This window comes from Citrobacter sp. RHBSTW-00986, assembly GCF_013783065.1.
GTDB classification, from domain to species: domain Bacteria; phylum Pseudomonadota; class Gammaproteobacteria; order Enterobacterales; family Enterobacteriaceae; genus Citrobacter; species Citrobacter braakii.
The window spans coordinates 1861020-1879934 of sequence record NZ_CP056200.1; the positions used below are offsets into that span (position 1 = coordinate 1861020).

Here is an 18915-nt window from a genome sequence, read left to right on the forward strand (position 1 = left end):
CATAAAAAGGAAAACTGAATGTTCACGCTGAGCTGGCAACCGCCTTATGACTGGCCCTGGATGCTGGGATTTCTTGCCGCCCGTGCGGTTGACGGTGTCGAAACGGTGGAGGAACTGAGTTATACCAGAAGCCTGTCCGTAGGGGAGCATCGGGGTCTGGTGCGCGTCGTACCGGATTTGCACGCCAATGTGCTACACGTGACGTTAAGTTCGGGATTACAACCCGCCGCCCCCGAGTGCCTGGCGAAAATAACCCGTTTGTTTGATCTTACTTGTTGCCCGCAGCAAATTGTCAGCGCGCTGGGAAGCCTTGGTGCGGCGCGTCCGGGACTGCGCCTGCCGGGATGTGTCGATGCTTTTGAGCAAGGGGTACGGGCGATTTTAGGGCAGTTAGTCAGCGTGGCTATGGCGGCAAAACTGACGGCGAAAGTCGCCCATGCTTATGGCGACACGCTGGAGGATGCGCCAGGGTATGTTTCTTTTCCCACGCCTGAAGCGCTTGCTGACGCCGAACCGTTGCACCTGAAAGCGTTAGGGATGCCGCTCAAACGCGCTGAAGCGTTGATTCACCTGGCGCGTGCAACGCTTGAAGGAACGCTTGCGACAGTAGCGCCTGACGATATTGAGCAAGGCGTTAAGCAACTACAAACGTTTCCCGGAATAGGGCGCTGGACCGCCAACTATTTTGCGCTGCGTGGTTGGCAGGCGAAGGATGTTTTTCTGCCGGATGATTATCTGATTAAACAGCGTTTTCCCGGCATGACGCCAGCCCAGATCCGGCGGTATGCAGAGCGTTGGAAACCCTGGCGCTCCTATGCACTCTTGCATATCTGGTACACGGATGGCTGGCAACCGTCAGTTGATGGCGAAATTACTGGTATTCAGTAGCAGATCCAGCGGTTGGGCGTTGGCAATAATGTCGCCATAAATCATATCAATACCGATGCCGGAAAGCGCATCCATAATAAGCGGCAACTGCACCGGACCGGCGATGCTTTTAATGTCCAGACGCTGGGCATGGCCCTGGATAATGGATACCCACATCTCGTCAATCAGGTCTCCGTGAGCGCTGGCGCTTAGCTCGCTGTCAAGCAACAGGTAATCGACAATGTGGTATTTCAGATTGTCAAAAAGCTCTAAATCACGACCGACCTGACTTAACACAATTCGACAACCGAACTGACGTAGCCGATGCAGGGCGGATATCGCCTGCGTTGGATTCGTTTTGATGACGCTGGCCGGAACGGTTAGGTGCAGCAGGCGTGGCGGTAACGGGCTATGTTGCAATTGCTCCAGCAGCTCATCAACAAGTTCTGAATTGAGCAGCCCGGCGGCGGAAAGGGGGAGCGCAACACTGAGGCCCTTGCTGGCGACTGCCGGGGCAGCATTCTGGAAGAATTCGCTGAATACCCGACGGTCGAGCGCTTGATTCAATGTGGGATCGACCAGCCCGGTACGGAATGTTTGCTCTTCAATCACTTCGCCTTCAGCGGTCCCTAAGCGTAGCGATATAAGCCAGAAGCTAAACGTCTCAGGTATACGTGGAGAAGCCACGCCTCTGGCGATCATCAGCATGGGGCTGTGCATAATGGTATGCTTTTGTTCGTCCAATGACAGTTGGCTACGCGCGGCATGCGCCTGGCTTTGCTGGGGTTCATAGACGCAGACACGCCCACGTCCGCTGTTTTTCGCCGCGTAGCAGGCGATATCCGCCTGAGACATGACGTCAGTCGCAACATGGTTTTTGTCATCAATCAGCGTAATTCCCGCACTGGCGCCAATGCGATGCAAGCGGCCATCCCACATGAAGTGGTAATCGTTAATAGCACTGATGATGCGACCTGAGATGAAGCGGGCGCTTTCGATATTACAATCCGGCAGCAACAGACCAAACTCGTCGCCGCCAAGGCGCGCCAGCATATCGCTGGACCGCAGCATGCTTAGCATCAGTGAAGAGAGTTCGCGCAGCAGGGCATCGCCTGCGGCATGCCCTGCGCTATCGTTCACCGCTTTAAAACGATCAAGATCGATAAAAACCAGCACATGACTCTGGTGCGCGTCGTGTACCGTATGCAGCAACTGTTTGAGATGGTTTTCAAAGCTGACCCGATTGGCCAACTGCGTCAGGTCGTCATGCGAAGCGCTGTAGCTAAGCTGGCGCAGCATCTTACGTGACTCGGTGACATCCTGAATGACCAGCACCGAGCCAATGCTGCCGCCATCAAGGGTGCTGAGGGGCGTGATGCTGTACTGAATGTCATAATTGTTGCCGTTGCGACAATGCAGGACGACTTCTTGTTCCATTGCCTTACGCGACATGTCGGCACTGTAGATATTTTCCATCAGCGGACCGTTATCGCCGAAAGTAATACGCAGTACCGTCAGGAGCGGAATGCCAATTGCGTTTTCCTGCTGCCAGCCGCTCATTTTCTCAGCGACCGGATTCATAAAGGTCACATTCATGTCGACATCAATACAAATCACCGCCTCGCCGATGGAGTCCAGCGTAATATGCAAACGCTCTTTTTCTTGGAACAGCGCTTCGTTGAGCTGCTTCACCTCGGTCATATCCATATTGATGCCAAGTAAGCGTTCAACTTCTCCGTCTTTATTCAGTACCCGGTTGGCCAATGAGCGGATATGCCGTATGCCACCTTTTACCGCGATACGAAACTCAAGCTTAAACGGGGCTCGTGCGGCCAGCGAATCGCGAATCACATTTTCGGCGTGTTCGCGATCTTCAGGCACAACGCATTCATACCAGACTTGCCAGCTGGGCTTGATATGTGCCGGGACTTCGTAGAGATCGAACATACGCTTATCCCAACTGATCACATCAGGCTGCAGTTCCCATTCCCAAATGCCGATCCCCCCGGCTTCATTAGCGAGCGTAATGCGCTCCATCAGCCGTTTGTTCATCCACTCGGTGTGCTTCAGATCGTTAATATCCTCAATCTGCGCAATAAAGTAGAGTGGGGTGGTGTCGCTATGGCGCACCAGCGAAACGGCCAGCAAGGCCCATACCACCTCACCTGCGCGCGTGTAATAGCGTTTCTCCATGGAATAGCTGTTAATTTCCCCGCGTGCCAGCATGTTTAACTGTTCGAGGTCATTGTTCAAATCTTCCGGCCAGGTTAATTGCTGGAAGGTGAGCGAACGTAGCTCCTCCTGGCTATAGCCCAGAAACTGGCACAAGGCTTTATTGGCCTGTAGCCATTGCCCCTCGGTCCCGACCAGCGCCATGCCAATTGCGGAATATTCCATAGCATTGCGAAAGCGCGCTTCGCTTTCTGAGATGTGCTTGCGTTCTGCCCGAAACGCGTACATCACCATGGTCATCATATTGGCTGGCAACAGGATCATCAAAAACGGCAGCCACGGTATGCTGGTCATCATGTTCTGTTTGGGGGTGTAGAGCAGCGAAGGGTCAGCGGCCAACATCAGCGAAACCATCATCACGGTGCTGAGGAAAATTAAAAACGCCTCCATACGCGGCAGACGGACAGCGCTCCACATCAACAGGACAATAACGCAGGTAAACGGCCATGGAATGAACATCATCGACAGCCAACTGAACGTTAACGTCACCAGAAGCGTAATCAGAGTTTCAAGCAGTAATCGCGGATTGCGGTGGCGCAGCAGATAATGTGGCTTAAACAGTAAACCTAATGGTACCAGCGCCAGCGCGCCGATGGATTCTGAAAGCACCCAAATGAGGAAGGTATTTAACGACGTTTCTTGCGGTAATAATAACCAGAGTAATACGCCGCCCAGCAGCGGAGGGACCACTGCGCTGCCGAATGCCAGGCGCGCCCAGTCGTTGAGATTTTGTAAAGGATTGTACCAGGGCAGCAGTTTGCGCAATAACATTGCCCCCACGACAGCCTCAATAATGTTGATGGCCGTGTAGGTAAAGCTAAGCGACTCGCCGGGGAAGAAGAGCAAAGAACCCGCGATGTTACCCAATGAGCACGCCAGCGCGATCCCCGGCCACATTTTTCCCGCATGACGGTAAAAAGCCACCATCATGATTGAGGTCGGAAACCACAGCGGCGCCAGCTGCGCCCCGAAACGAGACAGTTCCAGCGAGAACAGCGTAAAGATGAAAGCCACCAGACCTAAACTGGCCAGGCGCAGTAGAGGATGAGGTAAGGTAACTAAAACATGTTGGGATTGTTTACTCATTACCACTCTACCCAAATAGCCGTTGTCGCCCAGTAGAGATGCCGGACGCATCACATTTAATCTGGGTTTATGCTAGTACAAATAATTTACAATTTATACGCCAGCTGCTCATAAATTAACACTCTCAAGCTATTAATTACTAAGGCTGGCGAATAAATGTAGCGCATGCTTTAAATATGACCGTTTTAATTTGCGACAGGGAAGGCATTGGTGCAGCCTGGGCTGGCGTCGCGCCGCTGAAATCCCTATAATTGCCGCGTTTGGCGTTTCGGCGCCGCCCTTCCTAACATCCAGGTTAATCAGGTCGCTAAATTTATGACTGATCAGTCCCATCAGTGCGTCATTATCGGCATTGCCGGCGCATCGGCTTCCGGCAAGAGTCTTATTGCCAGTACTCTTTATCGCGAATTGCGTGAACAAGTCGGTGACGAACATATTGGCGTTATTCCCGAAGACAGCTATTACAAAGATCAAAGCCATCTATCGATGGAAGAGCGTGTAAAAACCAACTACGACCATCCGAACGCGATGGATCACAGCCTGCTGTTCCAACATCTGCAAACGCTGAAACGCGGTAGTGCCATTGAGCTGCCGGTGTACAGCTACGTTGAGCACACGCGCACGCAAGACACTATTCATATCGAACCCAAGAAAGTCATCATCCTGGAAGGCATTTTGCTGCTGACGGATGCGCGTTTGCGTGATGAGATGAACTTCTCTATTTTTGTTGATACCCCGCTGGATATTTGCCTGATGCGCCGTATCAAGCGCGATGTGAACGAACGCGGTCGTTCAATGGATTCAGTGATGGCGCAATACCAGAAAACCGTCCGTCCAATGTTCCTGCAATTTATTGAGCCTTCAAAACAATACGCCGACATCATTGTGCCGCGCGGGGGTAAAAACCGCATCGCCATCGATATTCTGAAGGCTAAAATCAGTCAGTTCTTTGAATAAGTTCAGCGAATTGTGTACCGTTCAGTGATAACCTGGTTCACCCTTAATGCACCTGGCATTAAGGGGTTGAAGCACGAAAGGAGAAAGTGCCATGCGTTTATGTGACCGAGATATTGAAGCCTGGTTGGATCAAGGTCGTCTGTCGATCAATCCACGCCCTCCTGTCGAGCGAATCAACGGCGCCACGGTAGATGTGCGCCTTGGCAACAAATTCCGTACGTTCCGCGGGCATACGGCGGCGTATATCGATCTGAGCGGACCGAAAGATGAAGTCAGCGCCGCGCTGGATCGCGTGATGAGTGATGAAATCGTCCTCAAAGACGGCGAGGCATTTTTCCTGCATCCGGGCGAACTGGCGCTGGCAGTGACGTTCGAATCCGTGACACTGCCTTCCGATCTTGTGGGTTGGTTAGATGGCCGCTCTTCGCTGGCGCGTCTGGGACTGATGGTACACGTCACCGCACACCGTATCGATCCGGGCTGGTCTGGCTGCATCGTACTGGAGTTTTACAACTCCGGAAAACTACCGCTGGCCCTGCGTCCTGGCATGCCGATTGGTGCATTAAGCTTCGAACCGCTTTCCGGTCCGGCGGCGCGACCTTACAACCGTCGTCAGGATGCAAAGTATCGCGATCAGCAGGGCGCCGTTGCCAGCCGGATCGATAAAGACTGAGTATTTTCAGTCCATTGGGGATAGCATGAGACGATTTCTGACGACGCTGATGATCCTACTGGTCGTGCTGGTGGCCGGTTTTTCTGCGTTAGTACTGTTGGTGAATCCGAATGATTTCCGCGCATATATGGTCAAGCAGGTTGCTGCGCGTAGCGGATATCAGCTGCAGTTGGATGGCCCTCTGCGTTGGCACGTATGGCCACAGCTGAGTATCCTCTCGGGGCGCATGGTGTTAACGGCTGAAGGCGCCAGCGAACCCCTGATTCGTGCCGACAATATGCGTCTTGACGTCGCGTTGTGGCCGCTGTTGAGTCACCAGCTCAGCGTGAAGCAGGTGATGCTCAAAGGCGCGGTGATTCAACTGACCCCGCAAACTGAAGCGGTGCGCGGCAAAGATGCGCCCGTTGCCCCAAAAGACAATACCTTGCCCGACCTGGCTGAAGACAGAGGATGGTCGTTTGATATTGCCCGCCTGCGTGTTGCCGATAGCGTTCTGGTATTCCAGCATGAAGACGATGAACAGATCACGGTTCGCGATATTCGTCTGGAGATGGAACAGGATAACCAGCACCGTGGCACGTTTGATTTCTCCGGGCGCGTTAACCGCGATCAGCGTGACCTCGCATTATCCTTCAACGGCAGCGTTGATGCCTCCGACTATCCGCATAACTTATCCGCGAATATTGAGCAGCTAAGCTGGCAACTGCAGGGGGCCGATCTACCGGCGCAGGGGATCAAAGGTCAGGGACAGTTTCAGGCGCAGTGGCTGGAAGAGAAAAAACAGCTCGCGTTTAGCCAGATTCATTTGACCGCTAACGACAGCTCTCTCGCCGGACAAGTTCATGTGACATTGTTGGAAAAACCAGAATGGGCCGTCGACCTGAAGTTTGGTCAGCTCAATCTGGACAATCTGCTCGTACAACGTGAGGCTGTGACGACGAACGGTGAAGTTCAGCAAGGTCAGAGTCAGTCAACGCTGGCGCGCCCCGTCATTGCTTCTCAGGTTGATGCCGTTTCGTATCAGGGACTGAAGGGATTTTCGGCAGACATCGCGTTGCAAGCTGACAAAGTGCTGTGGCGGAAAATGGCGTTTGACAATGTCTCGGCAAAAATTGACAACCAGTTCGGCTTGTTGAACGTTACGCAGTTGCAGGGGAAAAGTGACGGCGGGCTGGTGTCGCTTCCTGGTATGCTGGATGCCAGAAAAGGACAGCCGCGAGCGGTCTTCCATCCGCGCCTGGAAGGCGTAGAAATTGGTACTATCCTGAAAGCCTTCGACTACCCCATCGCCCTCACCGGTAAGCTGTCACTGGCAGGGGATTTCTCTGGCTCAGATATTGATGCCCAGGCGTTTCGTCATAGCTGGCAAGGGCAGGCCCATGTCGAAATGAGCGATACGCGAATGGAAGGAATGAACTTCCAGCAGATGATACAACAGGCCGTCGAACGTAGCGGTGGGGATGTTAAAGCTCAGCAAAACCTGGATAACATGACCCGGTTGGATCATTTCGTAACCGATATGACGCTGGATAACGGCGAGGTTACGCTGGATAACATGGCGGGTGAGTCGGCGATGCTGGCGCTGACCGGCAAGGGAACGCTGGATCTGGTGAAGCTGAATTGCGACACGCTGTTTAACATTCGCGTGCTGGGCGGCTGGGATGGCGAAAGTAAGCTGATTAACTTCCTGAAGGCTACCCCGGTTCCTCTCAGAGTCTACGGTCAGTGGCAGGCGCTAAACTACAGTCTGCAGGTCGACCAGATTTTGCGTAAGCATTTGCAGGATGAAGCGAAACGTCGCCTTAACGACTGGGCCGATCGCAATAAAGACTCCCGCAACGGTAAAGATGTTAAAAAGTTGCTGGATAAACTCTGATTCATATTGCCGGATGGCGGTTGATGCCGCCTCCGGCTCGTGATTTACACCTCGTAATCCATCTCTTCTTCACTGTGCAGCGGTATCAGTTGGACTTTTTGCACGCGATGATTTTCCACCTGCAGGGTTTTTAGTCGATAGTCGCCAACCTGAACTTCCTCCCCGGTTTTCGGGATGCGCTGCAAATACTCCATTAACAGTCCGGCAATGGTGTGATATTCACGCTTATCATCTAACGGGATAGGCACGTACTGCACCAGATCTTCCAGCGGCATGTGTCCGTTAGCGGTCCATGAACCATCCGCGTTTTTCTGAATGTCATGACGGGCGTCAATCTCCTCTACCTCATTTGGCAGGTTACCGGCGATGGTTTCCATCACGTCACTGAGCGTTACAATCCCTTCAACTGACCCAAATTCATCGGCCACAAAAGCGAAGTGCGTCCGGGCGTTACGGAACTGCTCAAGCGCCGGAAGCAGCGGCAGAGTTTCCGGGAACACCAACGGCTGGCGAATCAAGACACGTAAGTCGAGCGGCTCGCCGCGAAGAGATTGCTGCAGCAGGTCGATGACATGCACCACGCCCAGCAAGTCTTCCTGCTCATCTTCGCCGGTGACCACCAGACGCGTATGCTGGTTTTTTTCCAGCAAAGCGCGGATTTCTGTTTCCGGCGCATTGAGGTCTATGTGTTCAATATCATGGCGCGAGGTCATGATGCTGCTGACAGTACGCTGGTTAAGGTTCAGTACACGTTCAATCATCCGCCGTTCCTGAGGGGCAAAAATTTGGCCTTCATGATGGTCTGCCAGCATTGCCGCGGTTTCGGCATCCAGTTCGGCGTCTTCTTTTTGCCCGCTCAGCAGTCGCATTACCGCCTCGGCGGTGCGCTGGCGCAGGGTATGGTTGGCTGACAGGAAGCGACGGCGGTTAAAGATAGCTAACTGGTTCAATGCTTCTATCATGACCGAGAAACCGATGGCGGCGTACAGGTAACCTTTCGGAATATGGAAACCAAACCCATCGGCGACCAGACTGAAACCAATCATCAGCAAGAAGCTCAGGCACAGAATGACGATAGTTGGATGGCTGTTGACAAAGCGCGTCAGCGACTTGCTGGCAAGCACCATCAGGCTGATGGCAATAATCACCGCAGCCATCATTACTGCCAGGTGATCGACCATCCCCACGGCGGTAATGACGGAATCCAGGGAGAAGATGGCGTCCAGCACGACTATTTGCGCGACGACGCCCCAGAACTTAGCGCCTTTACGCTGGGTCGGGTTCTCGCTGTCTTTGCCTTCCAGCCGTTCGTTTAGCTCCATGGTGGCTTTAAACAGCAGGAAGAAACCGCCGAACAGCATGATCAGATCGCGCGCGCTGAAGCTCAGGCCGCGAATGCTGAACAGCGGCGTGGTCAGCGTTACCAGCCATGATATTGATGCCAACAGCAGCAAGCGCATGACCATCGCCAGCAGTAGCCCGGTAATACGCGCCTTATCCCGCTGGGCTGGAGGCAGTTTCTCCGCGAGGATGGCAATAAAAACAAGATTATCAATGCCAAGAACAAGTTCGATCACGATTAGCGTGACGAGTCCGGCCCAGATTGACGGATCGGCAATCCATTCCATAGTAAATGCTATACCCATAGTTGTATGACAATTGTCACAATTCGATCATGGGTAAAACTGGCGAAAAATGCAATGGCGAGGAGGGATTTCTCTGTAGCCTATTACAACCCGGTACGAGATATTAGCCTTAATGTAACTACAGGAAATAATATTATTAATCCAAAGCTATTTAAGAAATATCGCAGGTGGAATATTTCTATATTGACTTTGTCAATATCAATAAAATCCTAAAAATATACAAATTCAATGCTTAATATTAATCTTAAAAGCAAGTTGTCGGTAACTTGTTACCTTGCCTGATATTCGCTTAGCTGCAACAATTCCTTCGGTAATAATCAAAAGATAAATATTTCCTTATCAACCAGCGGCGCTATTCCTGATGCGTTCCCGCTGTGAATGTGATGAAAATAAAGGGGGAGATAAAAATTTAAATTAATCAGTGCATTGGTAGCTAATGAAGCCAGGGGCGGTAGCGTGTCTGGTCGCCTGAGACGAGCCTAAATTATTCTGTCAAGAGACCACAGATGAATTCATTTTTTTTTAGGACAGATGCCAGTTAAATTCCTTTTCAATTAACGGCAAGGTAAATGCGTACAGGCGAAGTCGCTATTTAGATCGCACGTGATAATTACTCTGCCAAAGTGATAAATAATCAATGATGAAATCCAAACTTAAATTGATGCCTGTATTGGTATCGGTAATCTTGATAAACGGTTGTACCGTGCTTCCGGGCAGCAATATGTCTACGATGGGCAAAGATGTGATTAAACAGCAGGATGCTGATTTTGATATCGATCGCATGGTGAATGTTTATCCACTCACCCCACGGCTGGTCGAACAATTACGTCCCCGACCAAATGTTGCGCAGCCTAATATGTCTCTCGACCAGGAGATTTCCGGGTATCAGTACCGGGTCGGCCCGGGCGATGTCCTGAATGTCACCGTCTGGGATCATCCTGAACTCACCACGCCGGCCGGGCAGTATCGTAGCTCAAGTGATGCCGGCAACTGGGTGCAGCCTGATGGCACCATGTTTTACCCCTACATCGGCAAAGTTAGCGTGTCAGGGAAAACGTTGGCCGAAATTCGTAGTGATATTACCGGGCGCTTAGCGAAGTACATTGCTGACCCGCAGGTGGACGTTAATATCGCCGCTTTCCGTTCGCAGAAGGCCTATGTCTCCGGGCAGGTGAACAAATCCGGCCAGCAGGCCATCACCAACGTGCCGCTTACCGTTCTCGATGCCATTAACGCCGCAGGTGGTCTCACCGAGGCGGCAGACTGGCGCAACGTAGTACTGACTCATAAAGGTCAGGAGCAACGTATTTCACTGCAAGCGCTAATGCAAAATGGCGACCTGAGCCAGAACCGTCTGCTCTATCCTGGCGACATCCTGTTTGTTCCGCGTAATGACGATTTGAAAGTCTTCGTAATGGGGGAAGTGAAAAAACAGAGCACCCTCAAAATGGACTTCAGCGGCATGACGCTCACCGAAGCGCTCGGCAACGCGGAAGGTATTGACCTGACCACCTCCAATGCCAGCGGCATTTTCGTTATTCGTCCATTGAAAGGCGAGGGCGGGAACAACGGCAAGATTGCCAATATCTATCAGCTTGATATGTCCGATGCGACATCGCTGGTGATGGCGACGTCATTCCGACTCCAGCCATACGATGTGGTGTACGTCACAACCGCGCCGGTTGCTCGCTGGAACCGTTTGATCAATCAGTTGCTGCCGACTATTAGCGGTGTTCGCTATATGACGGACACGGCCAGCGACCTTCACAACTGGTAATCGTCATGTTTAACAAAATCTTAGTTGTCTGTGTGGGGAACATTTGCCGCTCTCCGACGGCAGAGCGCTTGTTAAGGCAATTTCACCCGGCGCTGACGGTCTCTTCTGCCGGTCTCGGGGCGTTGGTAGGCAAAGGCGCGGACCCGTGCGCCATCAGCGTGGCGCAGGCGCACAACCTGTCACTGGAGAATCATTGTGCCCGGCAGATCTCGGGACGAATGTGCCGGGAGTATGACCTTATCCTGACCATGGAAAAACGCCATATCTCTGCCCTGTGTGAAATGGTGCCGGAGATGCGCGGCAAAGTGATGCTGTTTGGTCACTGGGACAGCGAGCGCGAAATTCCCGATCCGTATCGTAAAAGCCGTGATGCGTTTGACGCGGTGTACGCATTACTTGAACGGTCTGCCCGCCAATGGGCTCAGGCATTGAACGCAGAGCAGGGAAAACAATGACAGAAAAAGTAAAACAGTCTGCTGCGCCGGTAACGGGCAATGATGAAATTGATATTGGCCGTCTGGTGGCAACGGTGGTGGAAGCCCGCTGGTGGGTGCTTGGTATTACTGCGGCATTTGCATTATGCGCAGCGGTCTACACGCTATTTGCCACTCCCATCTACAGTGCGGACGCGCTGGTGCAAATTGAGCAAAATACCGGAAATTCACTGGTGCAGGATATTGGCTCGGCGTTGTCGAACAAACCTCCGGCCTCTGAAGCGGAAATTCAGCTCATCCAGTCACGGCTGGTATTGGGGAAAACGGTAGACGATCTCAATCTGGATATCGCGGTTACCAAAGATACGTTCCCCATTTTTGGCGCGGGTTGGGATCGGTTGATGGGTCGCCAGAACGAAACGGTTAACGTGACGACTTTCACGCTGCCAAAGGCAATGAATGAACAGACCTTCACGCTAAGCGTGCTGAATGACAAAAGTTATCAGCTGGTGAGTGACGGGGGTTTTAGCGCCCAGGGGCAGGTTGGGCAGGTGCTGAAGCATGACGGCGTGACGATGCTGGTCGAGGCGATCCATGCCAGCCCTGAGAGCCAATTTACCGTCAGCAAATTCTCCACGCTGGGCATGATCAACACCTTGCAAAATAATCTGATGGTGACGGAAACCGGCAAAGACACTGGCGTACTGAGCCTGACCTTTACCGGTGAAGACCGCGAGCAAATCCGCCAGATCCTTGACAGTATTACCCGCAACTACCTGCAACAAAACGTGGAGCGTAAATCTGAAGAGGCCGCCAAAAGTCTGGCGTTTCTGGCAAAGCAGTTGCCCGAGGTGCGTAACCGACTGGACGTTGCCGAAAACAAGCTGAATGCCTTTCGTCAGGACAAAGACTCCGTGGATTTGCCGCTGGAAGCCAAAGCGGTGCTGGATTCCATGGTGAATATTGATGCGCAGCTTAATGAGCTGACCTTCAAAGAAGCGGAGATTTCCAAGCTGTTCACCAAAGCGCACCCTGCGTACCGCACCTTGCTGGAAAAACGCCAGGCGCTGGAAGATGAGAAAAGCAAGCTGAACGGGCGCGTAACGGCGATGCCGAAAACGCAGCAGGAAATTGTCCGTCTGACGCGTGACGTGGAGTCCGGCCAGCAGGTCTATATGCAACTGCTGAACAAGCAGCAGGAGCTGAAGATTACCGAGGCCAGTACGGTCGGAGATGTGCGCATCGTCGATCCCGCGATTGCCCAGCCTGGCGTGCTGAAGCCGAAAACGACGCTGATTATTCTCGGCAGCATCATTCTTGGTTTGATGCTTTCAGTGGTGGGCGTACTGCTGCGTTCCCTGTTTAATCGCGGCATTGAAAGCCCACAGGCGCTGGAAGAGCATGGTATCAGCGTGTATGCCAGCATTCCGCTATCAGAATGGCAAAAAGCACGCGATAACGTGCAGACCATTAAAGGCGTGAAACGCTACAAGCAAAGCCAGTTGCTGGCGGTGGGGAATCCGACGGATCTTGCGATAGAAGCGGTCCGCAGCCTGCGTACCAGCCTGCACTTTGCCATGATGCAGGCGCGCAACAACGTCTTGATGCTGACCGGCGTCAGCCCGTCAATTGGTAAAACGTTTGTCTGCGCCAACCTGGCGGCGGTCGTTAGTCAGACCAACAAACGCGTGCTGTTGATCGACTGCGATATGCGCAAAGGCTATACCCACGAGCTGCTGGGGACCAATAACGTTAACGGTCTGTCTGAGATCCTCATCGGCAAGGGGGATATCTCATCCAGCGCGAAACCGACATCGATTCCACATTTCGATCTGATCCCTCGCGGACAAATTCCCCCCAACCCCTCCGAGCTGCTGATGAGTGAACGCTTTGGCGAACTGATTGCATGGGCCAGCTCGCACTATGACCTGGTGCTGATCGATACCCCGCCAATACTGGCGGTGACCGATGCGGCTATCGTGGGGCGTCACGCTGGAACCACGCTGATGGTGGCGCGTTACGCGGTCAACACGCTGAAAGAGGTGGAAACCAGCCTGAGTCGCTTTGAGCAAAACGGCATTCAGGTGAAAGGGGTGATCCTGAACTCGATCTTCCGCCGCGCCAGCGGGTATCAGGATTACGGTTACTACGAATACGAGTACACCTCGGATTCGAAATAGGTAACGAACATTGCCGGATAGCGGCCCACAAAAACATATTTATACCCTAAATAACTCGAGTTGCAGGAAAGCCAACGCAGATGCAACTTGAAGTATGACGGGGATATCTGGGAAACGAAAATGACGACAGACAACCCGCTAATTTCAATTTATATGCCCACCTGGAACCGTCAGCAACTGGCCATCCGGGCGATTAAATCGGTACTGCGCCAGGACTATCCTCACTGGGAGATGATCATTGTGGATGATTGCTCTTCCTCGTATGAGCAACTGCAGCAATTTGTTGAAGAACTCAACGATCCGCGTGTGTCGTATACGCGTAATCCCACTAACTCCGGAGCCTGTGCGGTGCGTAATCAGGCCATCATGCAGGCCAGTGGGCAATATATTACGGGTATTGATGATGATGATGAATGGACGCCGAACCGCCTGAGCGTATTTCTCAATTATCGCCATCATCTGGTGACGCGGGCGTTTCTGTATGCCAATGACTATGTCTGTGAAGGCGAAGTATATTCGCAGCCGACCAGTTTGCCGCTCTATCCGAAGGCCGTTTATTCACGCCGTAAATTTTATAAGCGCAATATTATTGGTAATCAGGTATTTACCTGGGCCTGGCGGTTTAAAGCATGCCTGTTCGATACCACGCTGAAAGCGGCGCAGGATTATGACATTTTCCTGCGCATGGTGGTGGCGTATGGCAAACCGTGGAAGGTAAAAGAGGCAACGCAGATCCTGCATGTGAATCACGGTGAAATGCGTATTACCTCATCCCCGCATAAATTCTCCGGCTACTTTCAGTTCTACCGTAAGCACAAAGGCAAATTTGACCGGGCCAGCAAGAAATATCAGCTGTTTACCCTCTACCAAATCCGCAATAAACGGATGAACTGGCGCACGTTGCTGACGCTGCTTTCTGTTCGCAATAGTAAGCGCCTGGCCGACGGACTGCGAGGACGCTAAGTATGCTGGAAGATTTACGCGCGAACGGCTGGAGTCTGCGACCCTGCTGCATGGTGGTGGCCTATCGGATTGCCCATTTTTGCTCCGTCTGGCGTAAAAAAAATGTCTTGAACAACCTGTGGGCGGCGCCGGTGCTGGTGATGTATCGCCTTATCACTGAATGCGTGTTTGGCTATGAAATCCAGGCCGCTGCATCTATTGGTCGTCGTTTCACCATCCATCATGGCTATGGGGTGGTGATCAATAAACACGTGGTGGCGGGGGATGATTTCACCCTGCGCCATGGCGTCACCATCGGCAATCTTGGCGGCAACGATCTGTCCTGTCCGGTCATCGGTAACGGCGTTGAGCTGGGGGCCAATGTCACTCTGCTTGGCGGCGTTGCCATTGGCGATAACGTGACGATTGGCGCCGGGAGCGTCGTAGTGGATAGCATCCCGGACAATACGCTGGTCGTGGGCGAGAAGGCACGGGTGAAGGTAACAAAATGAAGATATTACAGTTTAATGTGCGGCTCGCAGAAGGCGGGGCGGCAGGCGTAGCGTTAGATTTGCATCTGAGAGCGCTGGAGAAAGGGCTATCGTCGCGTTTTGTCTACGGCTATGGCAAAGGCGGTAAGAAAAGCGTCAGTCACGAGAATTACCCGCAGGTTATCAAACATACGCCACGTCTGACGTCGGCGGCGAACATTGCGCTGTTTCGTTTCGCGAACCGCGACATGTTTGGCAATCTCGACAAGTTGTACCGTACGGTAACCCGCACTTCCGGCCCGCTGGTACTGCATTTTCATGTGTTGCACAGCTACTGGTTGAATCTGGAAGAGGTGGTCGCCTTTTGCCAAAAAGTGAAGGCGCATAAACCGGATATCACCTTCGTCTGGACGCTGCACGATCACTGGAGTGTGACCGGGCGCTGTGCCTTTACCGATGGCTGCGAAAGCTGGAAAACGGGCTGTCAGAAATGTCCAACGCTCAGTAACTATCCGCCGGTAAAAATCGATAAAGCCCATCAACAGTTGCCTGGTAAACGGCAGATGTTTCGCGCCATGCTGGCGCTGGGCTGCCAGTTCATCTCGCCCAGTCAGCATGTGGCCGACGCATTCAACAGTCTGTATGGCGCCGGTCGTTGCCGCATTATTAACAACGGCATCGATGTGGCAACGGAAGCCATTCTTGCCGAACTTGCCGCTAAGCATGAGGAAAGCGGCAGACCGAAAATCGCCGTAGTGGCTCATGACCTGCGCTATGACGGAAAAACCAGTCAGCAACTGGTGCGAGCGATGATTGCGCTCGGAGACAAAATTGAGCTGCATACCTTCGGCAAATTTTCTCCGTTTGTCGGGGATAACGTCATCAATCACGGGTTTGAGAGCGATAAGCGCACGTTGATGAGCGCGCTTAACGAGATGGATGGGCTGGTGTTCAGCTCGCGCGTTGATAACTACCCGCTGATTCTGTGCGAAGCGCTTTCCATCGGAGTACCGGTTATTGCTACGCATAGCGATGCCGCGCAGGAAGTGCTGGCGAAATCGGGCGGCAAAACGTTCAGCGAAGCGGATGTTTTGCACCTGGTGCAACTGAAAAGATCAGACATTGCGCAGGCGGTATTTGACACGTCGCTTGCCGCGTTCAGCCAGCGCAGCCGGGTGGCATACAGTGGACAACAGATGCTGGAGGAGTATGTCTCGTTCTATCAGAATCTGTAGCTATCTGGTGCTACCGCTGCTTTATCTGCTGGTTAACGTCAAACTCGCCCAGCTTGGCGAGAGCTTCCCGATAACTATCGTCACGTTCTTGCCCGTTCTGCTGTTGCTGTTTGTCGAGCGCATCAATATTAAAAAATTAATGATTGCGCTGGGCGTGGGGGGCGGACTGACGGCGTTTAACTATCTGTTCGGACAATCACTGGATGCCAGCAAGTACGTGACGTCCGCAATGCTGTTTGTCTATACCGTGGTAATTATCGGTATGGTGTGGAGTATTCGCTTCAAAACCATTTCGCCGCATAACTACATTAAGATCTTGCGTTTTTTCTGGCTGGTTGTGGGTCTGGTGGTGGGGTTAGCTGCGGTGGAAATGGCGCAGATAATTCTTAGTGGCGGCAGCAGTTTAATGGAAGTTATTTCGAAATATCTTATTTACAGTAATAGCTATGTTCTGAACTTTATTAAGTTTGGCGGGAAGCGCACCACTGCACTCTATTTCGAACCGGCATTCTTCGCTCTGGCGTTAATCTCAATTTGGCTCAGTATCAAACAGTTTGGTATCAAAACGCCTAAGTCCGATGCTATGATTCTGGCAGGGATAATATTATCAGGATCGTTTTCAGGGGTAATGACATTTATTTTGTTTTACCTCCTGGAGTGGGCGTTCCAGTATCTGAATAAAGATGCGATAAAAAAGAAGTTGCCGCTGGCGATAATCTCATTAAGCGTGTTTGTCGTTGGTGTGATATTTGCGTTTCCGTACATCGCGACACGGCTTGGAGATTTAGGAACTGAAGGCTCATCATCGTATTATCGTATCGTGGGACCATTAGTAATGGTCGGTTATTCGTTACTTAACGTTGATGGGGTAGTGAGATTCGGCTCACTTTATGAATATGTTGCGTCATTCGGAATTTTTAACGGTGCAGATGTTGGTAAAACGATAGACAATGGCTTGTATCTGCTGATTATTTATTTCTCATGGTTCGCGGTGATATTAGCCCTGTGGTACATGGGGAAAGTCATGAAGATGATGATCAATGCGTTTGGTGATAATCAGAATTATCGGGTGCAGCTTTATCTTTTTACGCCGCTGTCGCTGTTTTTTACAGGTTCAGTATTTAGTCCGGAATACGCATTTTTAATTGTATGTCCGTTTATTTTGCGCAAGGCGCTGAATATAGCGAGGTAGAACGCATGCTGCTCAGTATTATTACCGTCGCCTTTCGTAATCTGGAAGGGATCGTCAAAACTCACGCGTCGTTAGCTCATCTGGCGCAGGCGGGTGATATCAGTTTTGAGTGGATTGTTGTTGATGGCGGCTCCTCTGACGGTACCTCGGCCTTTCTTGAAGGGCTCAGTGGAGAGCACCGGTTACGGTTTGTCAGCGAGCCGGATAAGGGCATCTATGATGCAATGAACAAAGGTATCGCTATGGCGCGCGGGCGGTTTGCGCTGTTCCTCAACTCCGGGGATATTCTGCATGCAGATGCGGCTCATTTTATCCGCCAGCTAAAAACGCAGAGCGATAAAGCGATGGTCATTGGCGATGCGTTGCTGGATTTCGGTAATGGTAACAAAATTAAGCGGCGGGCCAAGCCGGGTTGGTATATTTATCACAGCCTTCCCGCCAGCCATCAGGCCATCTTCTTTCCTCTCTCTGGACTGAATGTCTGGCGCTATGATTTGCAATATAAGATATCGTCTGATTACGCGCTGGCAGCCAAATTATACAAGTCAGGTTACGCGTTTAAAAAGCTGAGCGGGCTGGTGTCAGAGTTTTCCATGGGTGGGGTGTCAACGACGAATAATCTGGAATTGTGCCGGGATGCAAAAAAGGTACAGCGCCAGATATTACACATGCCAGGTTTTTGGACCGGGTTGTCAGAATATTTACGTCTGCGCACAACCGGTAAAACAAAAACCTTATATGGAAAAGCGTAAGGGTACATTATGCAGGATTTAAGCGGCTTCAACGTGCCGGGAGGTTTTCGCGGCGGCGGTGCCATTAAAGTGCAATTATGGTGGGCAGTGCAAGCCACATTATTTCGCTGGTCCCCGCAGGTAATGTACCGCTGGCGTGCGTTTTTATTACGAATGTTTGGCGCAAAAATAGGAAAAAACGTAGTTATTCGACCTTCAGTAAAAATTACTTATCCGTGGAAATTAACCCTGGGAGATTATTCCTGGGTGGGTGATGACGCGGTTTTATATACGCTGGGTGATATTACGATTGGTGCGCACGCGGTTATTTCGCAAAAAAGTTATTTATGCACCGGGAGTCATGATTATGCCAGTCAACATTTTGATATTAACGCCACACCAATTGTAGTTGGTGATAAATGCTGGCTGGCGACAGATGTCTTTGTCGCGCCTGGCGTGACGATTGGCGATGGCACCGTCGTCGGAGCACGCAGCAGTGTATTTAAATCGCTGCCAGCCAATGTCGTTTGTCGGGGAAATCCCGCAATAGTCACACGCGAACGCGTCGAGAAAGTTACTCCCTGAGGGGATCATTT

Annotated in this window: 15 protein-coding genes; 13 read left to right on the plus strand and 2 right to left on the minus strand. The window is 51.9% G+C overall.

Translation table 11 applies throughout. The features are described 5' to 3' along the window. The first annotated feature begins 18 nt into the window (after positions 1–18). Entirely contained in the window at positions 19–888 is an 870-nt protein-coding gene (gene alkA, locus HV345_RS09025) for a DNA-3-methyladenine glycosylase 2 (RefSeq protein ID WP_049040314.1), read from the plus strand. Here the strand turns inward: alkA and HV345_RS09030 are convergent. Beyond that, positions 856–4185 (minus strand): diguanylate cyclase, encoded by a 3330-nt coding sequence (locus HV345_RS09030; RefSeq protein ID WP_181636521.1) that lies wholly within the window; start codon positions 4183–4185, stop codon positions 856–858. The two genes, alkA and HV345_RS09030, sit on opposite strands and share 33 nt — an antisense overlap. Before the next feature lie 315 nt (positions 4186–4500). On the opposite strand from HV345_RS09030, the gene udk reads away from it, so the two are divergent. The 3 genes from udk (at position 4501) to asmA (ending at position 7691) form a co-directional block, all read left to right on the plus strand. Continuing rightward, positions 4501–5142, plus strand: a complete 642-nt coding sequence (gene udk / locus HV345_RS09035) for a uridine kinase (protein ID WP_003036776.1) — start codon at positions 4501–4503, stop codon at positions 5140–5142. A gap of 91 nt (positions 5143–5233) precedes the next feature. After that, positions 5234–5815, plus strand: a complete 582-nt coding sequence (dcd, locus tag HV345_RS09040) for a dCTP deaminase (protein ID WP_016153598.1) — start codon at positions 5234–5236, stop codon at positions 5813–5815. Positions 5816–5840: 25 nt separating this feature from the next. Beyond that, a complete protein-coding gene (asmA, locus tag HV345_RS09045; protein ID WP_181636522.1) occupies positions 5841–7691 on the plus strand; it encodes an outer membrane assembly protein AsmA in 1851 nt (616 codons plus the stop codon). Positions 7692–7735: 44 nt separating this feature from the next. Here asmA and HV345_RS09050 read toward each other — a convergent pair whose 3' ends face one another. Continuing rightward, on the minus strand, positions 7736–9319 hold the full coding sequence (locus HV345_RS09050) for a TerC family protein (protein ID WP_019077138.1): 1584 nt from the start codon (positions 9317–9319) through the stop codon (positions 7736–7738). A 655-nt stretch (positions 9320–9974) separates the two neighbouring features. On the opposite strand from HV345_RS09050, the gene HV345_RS09055 reads away from it, so the two are divergent. The 9 genes from HV345_RS09055 (at position 9975) to wcaF (ending at position 18904) form a co-directional block, all read left to right on the plus strand. After that, positions 9975–11114: a polysaccharide export protein gene (locus HV345_RS09055; protein ID WP_046275963.1), complete on the plus strand. Its 1140-nt coding sequence runs from the start codon at positions 9975–9977 to the stop codon at positions 11112–11114. A 5-nt stretch (positions 11115–11119) separates the two neighbouring features. Next, complete coding sequence (wzb, locus tag HV345_RS09060; RefSeq protein WP_016156925.1) at positions 11120–11569, plus strand: low molecular weight protein-tyrosine-phosphatase Wzb; 450 nt, start codon at positions 11120–11122, stop codon at positions 11567–11569. Beyond that, positions 11566–13728, plus strand: a complete 2163-nt coding sequence (gene wzc / locus HV345_RS09065; RefSeq protein WP_101700047.1) for a tyrosine-protein kinase Wzc — start codon at positions 11566–11568, stop codon at positions 13726–13728. Before wzb ends, wzc begins: the two co-directional genes overlap by 4 nt. A gap of 120 nt (positions 13729–13848) precedes the next feature. Next, the gene (wcaA, locus tag HV345_RS09070; protein ID WP_016153592.1) at positions 13849–14691 is read left to right on the plus strand and encodes a colanic acid biosynthesis glycosyltransferase WcaA; all 843 of its coding nucleotides are present in this window, start codon (positions 13849–13851) and stop codon (positions 14689–14691) included. A 2-nt stretch (positions 14692–14693) separates the two neighbouring features. Then, on the plus strand, positions 14694–15182 hold the full coding sequence (gene wcaB, locus HV345_RS09075; protein ID WP_047359127.1) for a colanic acid biosynthesis acetyltransferase WcaB: 489 nt from the start codon (positions 14694–14696) through the stop codon (positions 15180–15182). Then, positions 15179–16396: a colanic acid biosynthesis glycosyltransferase WcaC gene (gene wcaC, locus HV345_RS09080; RefSeq protein WP_181636523.1), complete on the plus strand. Its 1218-nt coding sequence runs from the start codon at positions 15179–15181 to the stop codon at positions 16394–16396. The genes wcaB and wcaC overlap by 4 nt, the downstream gene beginning before the upstream one ends. Beyond that, the gene (wcaD, locus tag HV345_RS09085; protein ID WP_016153589.1) at positions 16371–17588 is read left to right on the plus strand and encodes a colanic acid polymerase WcaD; all 1218 of its coding nucleotides are present in this window, start codon (positions 16371–16373) and stop codon (positions 17586–17588) included. Before wcaC ends, wcaD begins: the two co-directional genes overlap by 26 nt. 5 nt (positions 17589–17593) lie before the next feature. Beyond that, positions 17594–18340 carry a colanic acid biosynthesis glycosyltransferase WcaE gene (gene wcaE, locus HV345_RS09090; RefSeq protein ID WP_019077134.1) on the plus strand — a complete coding sequence of 249 codons (747 nt, stop codon included), beginning with the start codon at positions 17594–17596 and terminating at the stop codon, positions 18338–18340. A gap of 9 nt (positions 18341–18349) precedes the next feature. Further along, positions 18350–18904, plus strand: coding sequence for a colanic acid biosynthesis acetyltransferase WcaF (wcaF, locus tag HV345_RS09095; protein ID WP_016153587.1), 555 nt, complete (start codon positions 18350–18352; stop codon positions 18902–18904). The last annotated feature ends 11 nt before the right edge of the window (positions 18905–18915 follow it).

What these genes read in the sequence shown, in the direction of transcription:
- wcaC (WP_181636523.1), top strand. Translation starts at nt 15,179, where the DNA reads ATGAAGATATTACAGTTTAATGTGCGGCTCGCAGAAGGCGGGGCGGCA.
- wcaA (WP_016153592.1), top strand. Translation starts at nt 13,849, where the DNA reads ATGACGACAGACAACCCGCTAATTTCAATTTATATGCCCACCTGGAAC.
- udk (WP_003036776.1), top strand. Translation starts at nt 4,501, where the DNA reads ATGACTGATCAGTCCCATCAGTGCGTCATTATCGGCATTGCCGGCGCA.
- wcaE (WP_019077134.1), top strand. Translation starts at nt 17,594, where the DNA reads ATGCTGCTCAGTATTATTACCGTCGCCTTTCGTAATCTGGAAGGGATC.
- wcaF (WP_016153587.1), top strand. Translation starts at nt 18,350, where the DNA reads ATGCAGGATTTAAGCGGCTTCAACGTGCCGGGAGGTTTTCGCGGCGGC.
- asmA (WP_181636522.1), top strand. Translation starts at nt 5,841, where the DNA reads ATGAGACGATTTCTGACGACGCTGATGATCCTACTGGTCGTGCTGGTG.
- HV345_RS09050 (WP_019077138.1), bottom strand. Translation starts at nt 9,319, where the DNA reads ATGGAATGGATTGCCGATCCGTCAATCTGGGCCGGACTCGTCACGCTA.
- wzc (WP_101700047.1), top strand. Translation starts at nt 11,566, where the DNA reads ATGACAGAAAAAGTAAAACAGTCTGCTGCGCCGGTAACGGGCAATGAT.
- HV345_RS09055 (WP_046275963.1), top strand. Translation starts at nt 9,975, where the DNA reads ATGATGAAATCCAAACTTAAATTGATGCCTGTATTGGTATCGGTAATC.
- dcd (WP_016153598.1), top strand. Translation starts at nt 5,234, where the DNA reads ATGCGTTTATGTGACCGAGATATTGAAGCCTGGTTGGATCAAGGTCGT.
- HV345_RS09030 (WP_181636521.1), bottom strand. Translation starts at nt 4,185, where the DNA reads ATGAGTAAACAATCCCAACATGTTTTAGTTACCTTACCTCATCCTCTA.
- wzb (WP_016156925.1), top strand. Translation starts at nt 11,120, where the DNA reads ATGTTTAACAAAATCTTAGTTGTCTGTGTGGGGAACATTTGCCGCTCT.
- alkA (WP_049040314.1), top strand. Translation starts at nt 19, where the DNA reads ATGTTCACGCTGAGCTGGCAACCGCCTTATGACTGGCCCTGGATGCTG.
- wcaD (WP_016153589.1), top strand. Translation starts at nt 16,371, where the DNA reads ATGTCTCGTTCTATCAGAATCTGTAGCTATCTGGTGCTACCGCTGCTT.
- wcaB (WP_047359127.1), top strand. Translation starts at nt 14,694, where the DNA reads ATGCTGGAAGATTTACGCGCGAACGGCTGGAGTCTGCGACCCTGCTGC.